Source organism: Klebsiella sp. S69 (assembly GCF_016516145.1).
GTDB lineage: Bacteria > Pseudomonadota > Gammaproteobacteria > Enterobacterales > Enterobacteriaceae > Klebsiella > Klebsiella oxytoca.
Genome location: NZ_JACVUU010000011.1, coordinates 108,121 through 119,366, shown reverse-complemented (window position 1 = coordinate 119,366; position 11,246 = coordinate 108,121). Strand labels below are relative to the sequence as shown.

General features: G+C 54.3%; 10 protein-coding genes and 1 other annotated feature. Of the genes, 7 read left to right on the top strand and 3 right to left on the bottom strand.

Features of this window, described 5'->3' with window-relative positions:
• The first annotated feature begins 122 nt into the window (after window positions 1–122).
• Together IAE27_RS12725 and IAE27_RS12720 are read left to right on the top strand one after the other, a co-directional pair.
• Window positions 123–1,460: an MFS transporter gene (locus IAE27_RS12725; RefSeq protein ID WP_071845034.1), complete on the top strand. Its 1,338-nt coding sequence runs from the start codon at window positions 123–125 to the stop codon at window positions 1,458–1,460.
• Between the two features lie 51 nt (window positions 1,461–1,511).
• Window positions 1,512–2,738 (top strand): DUF3748 domain-containing protein, encoded by a 1,227-nt coding sequence (locus IAE27_RS12720; protein ID WP_070556514.1) that lies wholly within the window; start codon window positions 1,512–1,514, stop codon window positions 2,736–2,738.
• A 1-nt stretch (window position 2,739) separates the two neighbouring features.
• Here the strand turns inward: IAE27_RS12720 and IAE27_RS12715 are convergent, their stop codons facing one another.
• Complete coding sequence (locus IAE27_RS12715; protein WP_024274847.1) at window positions 2,740–3,072, bottom strand: YceK/YidQ family lipoprotein; 333 nt, start codon at window positions 3,070–3,072, stop codon at window positions 2,740–2,742.
• A gap of 300 nt (window positions 3,073–3,372) precedes the next feature.
• Window positions 3,373–3,447 (top strand) — a sequence feature (ROSE (Repression Of Heat Shock gene Expression) occurs in the 5'-region of heat shock genes and acts as an RNA thermometer to modulate expression.).
• On the opposite strand from IAE27_RS12715, the gene ibpA reads away from it, so the two are divergent.
• The 3 genes from ibpA to IAE27_RS12700 all read left to right on the top strand — a co-directional run bounded on the left by ibpA (window position 3,441) and on the right by IAE27_RS12700 (window position 6,257).
• Window positions 3,441–3,854, top strand: coding sequence for a small heat shock chaperone IbpA (gene ibpA / locus IAE27_RS12710; protein WP_004107169.1), 414 nt, complete (start codon window positions 3,441–3,443; stop codon window positions 3,852–3,854). Its footprint overlaps the feature before it by 7 nt.
• 116 nt (window positions 3,855–3,970) lie before the next feature.
• On the top strand, window positions 3,971–4,399 hold the full coding sequence (gene ibpB, locus IAE27_RS12705; RefSeq protein ID WP_004107167.1) for a small heat shock chaperone IbpB: 429 nt from the start codon (window positions 3,971–3,973) through the stop codon (window positions 4,397–4,399).
• Between the two features lie 196 nt (window positions 4,400–4,595).
• Window positions 4,596–6,257 carry a putative transporter gene (locus IAE27_RS12700; protein ID WP_070556511.1) on the top strand — a complete coding sequence of 554 codons (1,662 nt, stop codon included), beginning with the start codon at window positions 4,596–4,598 and terminating at the stop codon, window positions 6,255–6,257.
• Here IAE27_RS12700 and IAE27_RS12695 read toward each other — a convergent pair.
• Window positions 6,225–6,971, bottom strand: coding sequence for a GntR family transcriptional regulator (locus IAE27_RS12695; protein WP_070556509.1), 747 nt, complete (start codon window positions 6,969–6,971; stop codon window positions 6,225–6,227). The genes IAE27_RS12700 and IAE27_RS12695 overlap by 33 nt on opposite strands.
• A 341-nt stretch (window positions 6,972–7,312) precedes the next feature.
• On the opposite strand from IAE27_RS12695, the gene IAE27_RS12690 reads away from it, so the two are divergent.
• A complete protein-coding gene (locus tag IAE27_RS12690; RefSeq protein ID WP_004107161.1) occupies window positions 7,313–8,935 on the top strand; it encodes an alpha-glucoside-specific PTS transporter subunit IIBC in 1,623 nt (540 codons plus the stop codon).
• Window positions 8,932–10,254 carry a 6-phospho-alpha-glucosidase gene (locus IAE27_RS12685; protein ID WP_004107159.1) on the top strand — a complete coding sequence of 441 codons (1,323 nt, stop codon included), beginning with the start codon at window positions 8,932–8,934 and terminating at the stop codon, window positions 10,252–10,254. The genes IAE27_RS12690 and IAE27_RS12685 overlap by 4 nt, the downstream gene beginning before the upstream one ends.
• Here the strand turns inward: IAE27_RS12685 and IAE27_RS12680 are convergent.
• Entirely contained in the window at window positions 10,251–11,144 is an 894-nt protein-coding gene (locus IAE27_RS12680) for a helix-turn-helix transcriptional regulator (protein WP_200092494.1), read from the bottom strand. The genes IAE27_RS12685 and IAE27_RS12680 overlap by 4 nt on opposite strands.
• Window positions 11,145–11,246: the final 102 nt, after the last annotated feature.

Genomic DNA, 11,246 nt, shown 5'->3' with positions numbered 1-11,246 from the left:
TCACTTACTAATGTAAGCTCCCGGGGATTTGCAATCTTGCCGCCTTCCTGCAACGTGAACTATTTAGAGCATTCGTAAGCAAAAATATAAATTTTAAACACACCCTCTGTAAATTACCGGGCATGGTGAGCGGCTTCGCTATGCCCAAAATCTGGAGACAGATTGCGATGGATATTTCAGTTACAGCTGCAAAACCCGGGCGTCGTCGTTATTTGACGCTGATTATGATCTTTATTACCGTGGTGATTTGTTATGTTGATCGCGCCAACCTTGCCGTGGCATCGGCGCATATTCAGGAAGAGTTTGGTATTACCAAAGCGGAAATGGGATATGTATTTTCCGCCTTCGCGTGGCTGTATACGCTTTGCCAGATCCCCGGCGGTTGGTTCCTTGACCGCGTGGGATCGCGACTAACCTACTTTATCGCTATTTTTGGCTGGTCAGTGGCGACGCTACTGCAGGGATTTGCCACGGGACTGATGTCGTTGATTGGTCTGCGCGCGATTACCGGGATCTTTGAAGCCCCGGCTTTTCCCACTAATAATCGCATGGTGACCAGCTGGTTTCCGGAGCACGAGCGCGCATCAGCCGTCGGTTTTTACACTTCAGGACAGTTTGTCGGGCTGGCATTCCTGACCCCGCTATTAATCTGGATTCAGGAAATGCTGAGCTGGCACTGGGTATTTATCGTTACCGGCGCTATCGGGATAATATGGTCTTTAATTTGGTTTAAGGTTTATCAGCCGCCGCGTCTGACAAAAAGTATCAGCAAAGCCGAACTGGATTATATTCGCGACGGCGGTGGCCTGGTAGACGGCGATGCGCCTGTTAAAAAAGAGGCGCGGCAGCCGCTGACCAAAGCCGACTGGAAGCTGGTATTCCATCGCAAACTAATCGGCGTTTACCTCGGGCAGTTTGCCGTAACCTCCACGCTGTGGTTCTTCCTGACCTGGTTCCCTAACTATCTGACCCAGGAAAAGGGGATTACGGCGCTGAAAGCGGGCTTTATGACAACGGTGCCGTTCCTTGCCGCCTTTGTTGGCGTGCTGCTCTCCGGCTGGCTGGCGGACAGGCTGGTCCGAAAAGGCTTCTCGTTAGGCGCCGCGCGTAAAACGCCAATTATCTGCGGGCTGCTGATCTCGACCTGCATCATGGGGGCGAACTACACCAACGATCCGGTGTGGATTATGATCCTGATGGCGCTGGCCTTCTTCGGCAACGGCTTCGCTTCCATTACCTGGTCGCTGGTATCGTCGCTTGCGCCGATGCGGCTTATCGGGCTGACCGGCGGTATGTTTAATTTCGTCGGCGGGCTGGGCGGTATCACCGTTCCGCTGGTGGTGGGTTATCTGGCCCAGGACTATGGTTTTGCGCCTGCGCTGGTTTATATTTCCGTTATTGCGCTGATTGGCGCGCTTTCTTACATCCTGCTGGTGGGGGATGTCAAACGCGTAGGCTAATTCTTTCCGATACGATACCCTGATGCGAAAGTCTCGTATCAGGGTATCTTTATGAAACAAGTCACCTTTGCTCCCCGTCATCATCAGCTTACTAACACTCGCACCTGGACGGCAGACAGCCGCTGGCTGGTCTTTGACGTTCGCCCTTCTGGCGCTTCCTTTACCGGCGAAACCATCGAGCGGGTGAATGTCGATACGGGAGACGTTGAGATCCTCTACCGTGCCGGGCAAGGCGCATACGTTGGCGTGGTGACCGTTCATCCATCGGTAGATAAATATGTCTTCATCCACGGCCCGGAAAACCCTGACGAGGGCTGGCATTACGATTTCCACCATCGACGCGGCGTGGTGACGTACCAGGGAGAAACCCACAACCTGGATGCGATGAATATTACCGCTCCCTATACTCCCGGCGCGCTGCGCGGCGGCAGTCATGTGCATGTTTTCAGTCCGAACGGTGAATTTGTCAGCTTTACCTATAACGACCACGTGCTGCATGAACGCGATCCGGCGCTGGATTTGCGCAACGTTGGCGTGGCGGTTCCCTATGGCCCGGTAGTACCGCGTGGCGATCATCCACGTGAATACGGCGGCAGCCACTGGAGCGTGCTGGTCAGCCGTACAACGCCAACCCCGGCGCCGGGCAGCGACGAGATTAATCGCGCCTATGAAGAGGGATGGGTGGGCAACGGGGCGCTGGCGTTTATTGGCGATACGCTGGCGATAAATGGCGACAAAGTGCCGGAGCTGTTTATTGTCGAACTGCCGGAGAGCGAACGGGGCTGGAAGCAAGCGGGTGATGCGCCGCTGGCAGGAACGCAAACCACGATGCCGGCGCCTCCTGCCGGCGTTGTTCAGCGTCGCTTAACGTTTACCCACCAACGCCGTTATCCAGGGCTGGTGACTACGCCCCGTCATTGGGTACGCGCCAATCCGTCGGCGACGGACATCGCTTTTCTGATGCGCGATGAGGCTGGCGTGGTGCAAATGTGGCTCATTTCGACGCGGGGGGACGGGCTGCGGCAGTTGACCCACAACCGCTCCGATATCCAGTCGGCGTTTAACTGGCATCCCTCAGGAAAATGGCTGGGCTTTGTGCTGGAAAACCGCATCGCGATCTGTGACGCGCAGAACGGGGAAATCGACTTTTTGACCGATGAGCATGCCCATCCGCCATCGGCCGATGCGATCGTCTTTTCGCCAGACGGCAAACAGCTTGCCTGGATGGAGGAGGTGGACGGTTACCGCCAGCTCTGGGTAACCGAAACGGCGCGCTAAATCAGGGGGTTGGCATCCGCGCTGGCGGGATCACGGAATTGGTCGCCAGCGTCTCTTCCTCGCTCTTTTCCACGCGCGATTTCACCGAACTGTCGGTACGGAACATATCCCACGGCAGCAGCAGCGTGTCCATGACCGCCGTGAGCGGCATATCCAACGCCACCAGCGATTTCGTGCCCCAGTTTGCGTCGCTATCCCCGAGCATCTGCGCGCTGGCGCGCGTTCCAGGATAGGTTCCTTCCTTGCCGCCAGTATGTGACATCACGCTGGAGCAACCGCCCAAACTTATTATCCCGCCGAACAGGACCAGCTTTAAAAGACCGTTTTTCATCATTCTTCCGTCATCGTTACGGGCGTTGATAGAACCTTCGAAGTACAACCTCATTCAGAATGCGGCCAGCGGGGAAGCAGTCTGAAGAATGGCGTACCTATCGGTTATATCGGGCCATTCCATGGATGCATAGTGCCATTGCGCCGCACTGTGGCAGGCGTCGCACTTTGCCTTTTGTGCTGTCACTCCAGTCTAAGCAATAGACTGCAAACTGCAAAAAATTTTGCCTTTTTCCCCTTGAAAAGACCATGGATATACCCATTTTAGGAATGTGTCTCCCTGAGAATACGCCGAATGGGTATTCCGGGTAATAACGGCCTGTCCATGATGGAAGGTCAGATAATTCTCGCTGATTTCAGGAGCTATGTATTATGCGTAATTTCGATCTCTCCCCGCTGTATCGTTCTGCTATTGGTTTCGACCGCCTTTTCAATCTGTTAGAAAATAATCAAAGCCAGAGCAATGGCGGCTACCCTCCGTACAACGTTGAGTTAGTAGACGAGAACAACTACCGCATCGCGATTGCCGTTGCCGGTTTTGCCGAGAGCGAACTGGAAATTACCGCCCAGGATAATCTGCTTATTGTAAAAGGCGCCCATGCCGGCGAGCAGAAAGAGCGTACCTACCTGTATCAGGGCATCGCTGAGCGCAACTTTGAGCGTAAATTCCAGCTCGCAGAAAATATTCATATTCGCGGCGCTAACCTGGTAAACGGTCTGCTGTATATCGACCTTGAGCGCGTTATTCCTGAAGCGAATAAACCGCGCCGTATCGAAATCAACTAATTTGATGGGCCGCGAAGGCGGCCCGGTATTGCTGAAAACAGTGCCCGCCGTCAGGGGGCAAAGGCGAATCCGCAGGATTTGCAAACATCCACTCGCTTCTTAGAAGGAGAAAGACTATGCGTAACTACGATTTATCCCCGCTTCTGCGTCAATGGATCGGTTTTGACAAACTGGCCAACGCGCTGCAAACCGCCGGTGAAAGCCAGAGCTTCCCGCCTTATAACATTGAAAAAAGTGACGATAACCACTATCGCATTACCCTTGCGCTGGCCGGTTTCCGTCAGGAAGATTTGGATATCCAGCTTGAAGGCACGCGCCTGACGGTAAAAGGCGCGCCGCAGCAGCCGGAAAAAGAGACCAAATGGCTGCACCAGGGGCTGGTTAACCAGGCATTTAGCCTGAGCTTCACGCTCGCCGAAAATATGGAAGTCTCCGGGGCAACCTTTACCAACGGCCTGCTGCATATCGATTTGACCCGCAACGAGCCGGAACAGATCGCCCCGCAGCGCATCGCCATCAGCGAGCGCCCTGCGTTACAGAGCTAATTAAGCGAATCACTTATAAGGCCCCGATTTTCGGGGCTTTTTTGTGCGTGATACACATTACTTTGTCCTTTCTTGTTGTGTTCAACAAAATGGTCGTTGGCTGATCCCGTGATTATTGTGCGCCAGGCGGCATACAGCCTGGTGACTACCGGTCATAATCCTCATTGTGCGTAATGTTATACACAGGGAAGAGACGATGAGTGATATAGCATTGACCGTTAGCGTATTGGCGCTGGTGGCGGTAGTCGGATTGTGGATCGGCAATGTAAAAGTGCGCGGTGTCGGCTTCGGTATCGGAGGCGTGCTGTTTGGCGGTATTATCGTCGGCCACTTTGTAGACCAGGCGGGCATTACGCTCAGTAGCCCCATGCTGCACTTTATTCAGGAATTCGGCCTGATCCTCTTCGTGTACACCATCGGGATCCAGGTGGGGCCGGGCTTCTTCGCTTCGCTGCGCGTCTCTGGCCTGCGGCTTAACCTGTTCGCCATTCTGATTGTGATTCTCGGCGGTCTGGTTACCGCGGTCCTGCATAAACTGTTCGATATTCCTCTCCCCGTGGTGCTCGGGATCTTTTCCGGTGCGGTAACCAACACGCCTGCGCTGGGGGCCGGGCAGCAGATCCTGCGCGACCTTGGCGTGCCGCTTGATACCGTCGACCAGATGGGTATGAGCTACGCCATGGCCTATCCTTTCGGCATTTGCGGCATTTTGCTGACCATGTGGCTGGTCCGGCTGTTTTTCCGCATCAACGTTGAGAAAGAGGCTCAGCAGTTTGATGAAAACAGCGGCAATGGCCATGCGCATCTCCAGACCATCAACGTGCGGGTTGAAAACCCCAACCTGAACAATATGGCGATTCAGGATGTGCCGATGCTTAACAGCGACAAGCTGATCTGCTCGCGTCTCAAGCGCGAGGAGATGCTGATGGTGCCCGCGCCGAATACCCTGATTCAGCTTGGGGACCTGCTGCACCTGGTCGGGCGACCGGAGGATTTGCACAACGCTCAGCTGGTGATTGGCAAGGAAGTTTCCACTTCGCTCTCCACTCGCGGTACCGATCTGAAAGTCGAGCGCGTGGTGGTGACCAACGAAAAAGTATTGGGTAAACGCATTCGCGATCTGCACTTTAAGCAGCGCTATGATGTGGTGATCTCGCGGCTCAATCGCGCCGGGGTTGAACTGGTCGCCAGCAGCCATGCCAGCCTGCAGTTCGGCGATATTCTTAACCTCGTCGGCCGCCCGGAGGCGATTGATGCGGTAGCCGCCGAGCTGGGCAACGCCCAGCAAAAACTGCAGCAGGTGCAGATGCTGCCGGTATTTATCGGCATCGGCCTGGGCGTGCTGCTGGGCTCCATTCCGCTGTTTATTCCGGGATTCCCGGCGGCGCTGAAGCTGGGTCTGGCAGGCGGGCCGCTGATTATGGCCCTGATCCTCGGACGTATCGGCAGCATCGGTAAGCTGTACTGGTTTATGCCGCCCAGCGCCAACCTTGCGCTGCGCGAACTGGGCATCGTGCTGTTCCTCGCGGTGGTTGGCCTGAAATCCGGCGGCGATTTTGTCGCAACGCTGATTGAAGGCGACGGGATGAGCTGGATTGTCTACGGCATCTTTATCACCGCGATACCGCTGCTGACGGTGGGTATTCTGTCGCGCATCCTGGCGAAGATGAACTACCTGACCCTGTGCGGGATGCTGGCCGGCTCAATGACCGACCCTCCGGCGCTGGCGTTTGCCAATAACCTGCATGCCACCAGCGGCGCGGCGGCGCTCTCCTACGCGACCGTTTATCCGCTGGTTATGTTCTTACGTATTATTACCCCGCAGCTACTGGCGGTGCTGTTCTGGGGGATAGGCTAACGGGTGCTCCGTCTGGACGCGCCGCAGATGGTAGTCCACCTGATATTCGCTGGCGTTACGGAACATCACCGAGTAGTTAAGAAATTCGCCGCTGTCGCTGTAGGAAAGGGAGGTTATACGCAGCAGCGGCGTCTGTTCCGGCACGTTCATCGACTGCGCCAGCTGCCTGTCCGCCAGCACCGGCGACAGCGTTTCATAGTTACCGCTAATGGTTATTCCGCACTCCTTCTCAATGTAATCGAACTTCGATCCCTCCAGGTGCACCAGCGACAGATTGCGAAACAACTTTACCGGCATATAGCTATCCTCCAGCATTAGCGGCTTGCCATCGACATAGCGTACCCGGCGCGAGAAGTAGATCCGTTCATCAATTTGTATCCGCAGCAGGCTGGCGATAGCCGGGGGCGCGGGCATCACCTCAAAAACCAATACCCGGCTGACCACCTCTTTGCCCTGCTTGCGCAGCACTTCGGCCAGTCCGGTTAGATTGCTGGTTTCATGATGCAGGTCTTTACGGGCGACATAGGTGCCGGAGCCGTGCCGACGCACTACCAGTCCCCAGCTGACCAGCAGATCGATGGCTTTGCGGATGGTCATGCGCGCAACGCCGAACTCTTCCGCCAGCTTTTTTTCGCTCGGCAGCGGGCTGCCAATATCGAAATCGGAAGAATTAAGCCGTAAACGTAATCTGTCGGCGATAGATTTGTAGATCACCAGTAGACCTCTATTAACGTTGTCACCATTCATGTCAGATAAAAAATTATCTATAAAAAACAGATTAATACTTAGAAAAAGAAAATATTAATCAGGCTAATGTAAACGCCATAATTCATCATGTCTAATTTTTTACGAGAAAGTAGACAACATTGATGTAATTAAAACCATGAAAGCGATCACGAATCGCAACGGCGCCGCATGTTGCCGCTCGGGCAAATTTCTATTCTCGTTTCAGGCCAGTACAAATAATTACCCTGAATCATTCACCGCGGTACGTGAAGCATGCCGGGTATGGATAAGGCCACTCACCCTATGAGTTGTTATATGAGGATTTTCAAATGCTCAGTCAAATACAACGCTTTGGCGGCGCCATGTTTACCCCGGTTTTACTCTTTCCTTTCGCCGGGATCGTGGTGGGTATCGCCATTATGTTGCGTAACCCGATGTTCGTCGGCGAAGCGCTCACAGCACCCGATAGTTTATTTGCTCAGATCGTTTACATTATTGAAGAGGGCGGCTGGACCGTCTTTCGTAATATGCCGCTGATTTTTGCCGTCGGTTTGCCGATCGGCCTGGCGAAACAAGCTCAGGGCCGGGCTTGTCTGGCGGTACTGGTCAGCTTCATGACCTGGAACTATTTCATCAACGCCATGGGGATGACCTGGGGCCACTTCTTCGGCGTCGACTTCTCCGTTGAACCAACGGCAGGCAGCGGCCTGACGATGATGGCCGGGATAAAAACGCTCGATACCAGCATTATTGGCGCGATCGTTATCTCCGGGCTGGTGACCGCCCTGCATAACCGCTACTTCGATAAACCGCTGCCGGTGTTTCTGGGGATTTTCCAGGGCTCCTCGTTTGTGGTGATTGTCGCCTTCCTGGCGATGATTCCCTGCGCCTGGCTGACGCTGTTGGGATGGCCAAAAGTGCAGATGGGTATCGAATCCCTGCAGGCCTTTTTACGCTCGGCCGGGGCGCTGGGCGTCTGGGTCTATATCTTCCTTGAACGTATCCTGATCCCGACCGGTTTACACCACTTCGTCTATGGACCGTTTATTTTCGGCCCGGCGGTAGTGGAAAGCGGTATTCAGGTTTACTGGGCGCAGCATTTACATGAATTCAGCCAGAGTACCGAGGCGCTGAAAACCCTGTTCCCGGAAGGCGGATTCGCGCTGCACGGTAACTCGAAGGTCTTTGGTTCCGTGGGGATCGCGCTGGCGCTCTACTACACCGCAGCACCGGAAAACCGCGTGAAAGTCGCCGGTCTGCTGATTCCTGCCACCTTGACCGCCGTACTGGTGGGAATAACCGAGCCGTTAGAGTTCACCTTCCTGTTTATCTCGCCGCTGCTGTTTGCCGTCCATGCGGTGCTCGCGGCCACTATGGCGACGGTGATGTATATCTGCGGCGTGGTAGGCAACTTTGGCGGCGGCCTGCTCGACCAGTTCCTCCCGCAAAACTGGATCCCGATGTTCCACAACCATGCGTCGATGATGTTTATCCAGATAGGCGTTGGCGCATGCTTCACCGCGATCTACTTCGTTATCTTCCGCACTCTGATTCTGCGCCTGAACCTGAAAACGCCGGGCCGTGAAGAGAGTGAAATTAAGCTCTACAGCAAAGCGGATTACCAGGCCGCGCGCGGCAAAACCAGCGTTGCGGGGGCTACAGATACCAAACTGGGCCAGGCCGCCGGCTTCCTGCAGGCGCTGGGCGGAGCGGGCAACATCGAGAGCATCAATAACTGCGCCACCCGGCTGCGCATTGCGCTGGTCGATATGGCGAAGACCCAAAGCGACGACGTCTTTAAAGCGCTGGGCGCCCACGGCGTAGTCCGCCGCGGCAACGCAATTCAGGTCATCGTCGGCCTGCACGTTCCTCAGGTCCGCGACCAGCTGGAAACCCTGATAAAAGATTCTCTACAGACCGAACAAACCACCATGACGGAGGCAGTATCATGAAAAAATTCTCAGTTGTTATCGCAGGCGGCGGCAGTACCTTCACCCCGGGCATCGTGCTGATGCTGTTAGCGAACCAGGATCGCTTCCCGCTGCGGTCGTTGAAATTTTACGACAACGACGGCGCGCGTCAGGAGACCATCGCCGAGGCGTGCAAAGTCATTCTCAAAGAGCAGGCGCCGGATATCGCGTTCAGCTACACCACTGACCCGCAGGCGGCCTTTACCGACGTTGATTTCGTGATGGCGCATATCCGCGTGGGCAAATATCCGATGCGTGAAAAAGATGAAAAAATTCCGCTGCGTCACGGTGTGCTGGGGCAGGAAACCTGCGGTCCTGGCGGTATCGCCTACGGTATGCGCTCCATCGGCGGCGTTCTGGAACTGGTGGACTATATGGAAAAATATTCGCCAAACGCCTGGATGCTGAACTACTCCAACCCGGCGGCAATTGTGGCGGAAGCGACCCGTCGCCTGCGTCCGAACGCTAAAATTCTCAACATCTGCGATATGCCGATCGGTATCGAAGGGCGCATGGCGCAAATCGTGGGTCTTAAGGACCGCAAACAGATGCGCGTGCGCTACTACGGTCTGAATCACTTCGGCTGGTGGACCTCGATTGAAGATTTACAGGGCAACGATCTGATGCCGAAACTGCGCGAACATGTGGCGAAATTCGGCTATGTGCCGCCGTCAAACGACCCGCATACCGAGGCCAGCTGGAACGATACCTTCGCCAAGGCGAAGGACGTGCAGGCGCTGGATCCGGATACGATGCCCAATACTTACCTCAAGTATTATTTGTTCCCGGACTACGTCGTGGCGCACTCTAACCCGGAACGTACCCGCGCCAACGAGGTGATGGATCATCGCGAGAAAAACGTCTTTAGCGCCTGCCGGGCCATTATTGAGGCCGGTAACTCATCCGCGGGGGATCTGGAAATTGACGAACATGCTTCCTATATCGTCGATCTGGCGGCGGCAATTGCTTTTAATACCCAGGAACGCATGCTGCTGATTGTGCCGAACAACGGCGCGATTCATAACTTCGATGCCGATGCGATGGTGGAAATTCCGTGCCTGGTTGGCCACAACGGACCGGAACCGCTGACGGTTGGCGATATTCCGCACTTCCAGAAAGGGATGATGAGCCAGCAGGTCGCGGTGGAAAAACTGGTGGTGGATGCCTGGGAACAGCGCTCTTACCATAAGCTATGGCAGGCGATTGCGCTGTCGAAAACCGTGCCGAGCGCATCGGTCGCCAAAGCGATTCTTGATGACCTGATCGCGGCCAATAAAGAGTACTGGCCGGAACTGCATTAATCCTGCTGACCGGCATCCATAGGGTGCCGGTCATTCATTTTTAGTACCGCTGAGGGCGCATAGCCGAAGCGGCGTTTAAACGCCTTGCTAAAATGAAAGGAGTCGAAGAAGTTCAGCATCTCCGCCACCTTACCCACCGTATTCCCCTCCTGCTTTAATAGCGACTGCGCCAGCTCAAGCTGGGCGTTAAGGTAATACTCCTTTGGCGTTTTGCCGGTATAACGCAAAAAGAGGCGCTGCAGCCAGGGTTCACTGCACTGCATAGCATCAGCCATATCGGCTACGCTCCAGCGCTTTTGCGGATTAGCGTGTAGAGCGGCAATCAGTTTTTCCAGTTTTTGCAGTTGACGATCTTTTTTGCCATTTTCGGCGATCAGGCAAATCCATTGATAAATGATTTTCGTGAGGTAGGCGACGGCCAGATTATTCTTTAGCGGATCGCGGTCAGCAATCAATAAGGCCACTTCATTGAGTTCCTTATTAAAAATATCGGCGTGATAAATAGTGCCGATTTGTAATACCGGAATAGGCATCAGCGTAGTAGGAATAAATTCCATCCAGTATTGTTCCCAGACCAATCCGGCGCAGTGATAGGATTTGATCTCGATGGGTTTTAAGAATATGACGCAGTTACCGTTTAAGGTTATTTCAGTGTGGTCTCTGAGATATATTTTACCACATCCCTGGAGCGTATATATCGCCACCCACGAGTTGGCGATAAGCGGTTTCTTTTTATCGCGCGGCCAGCTGACCCGGTAGCTTTCATCGGCCAGGGTATGCCATAGCGAGAGCAGTGAAATCCCGCTTGAGATCACATTTTCTTCCAGAACTAACGGAATGTTATACGTAGTTTCGTTTTTTACATGCGAAATCTGTATTTTTCCATTCATTTTAATTTCCCATCAGCCAATGATGCCTGCAACCTGATGAGGTGAATTTAGCAAGAAATAGCCTTGCAGGGATACATTGCATCTCGTTTTATATAAATCATC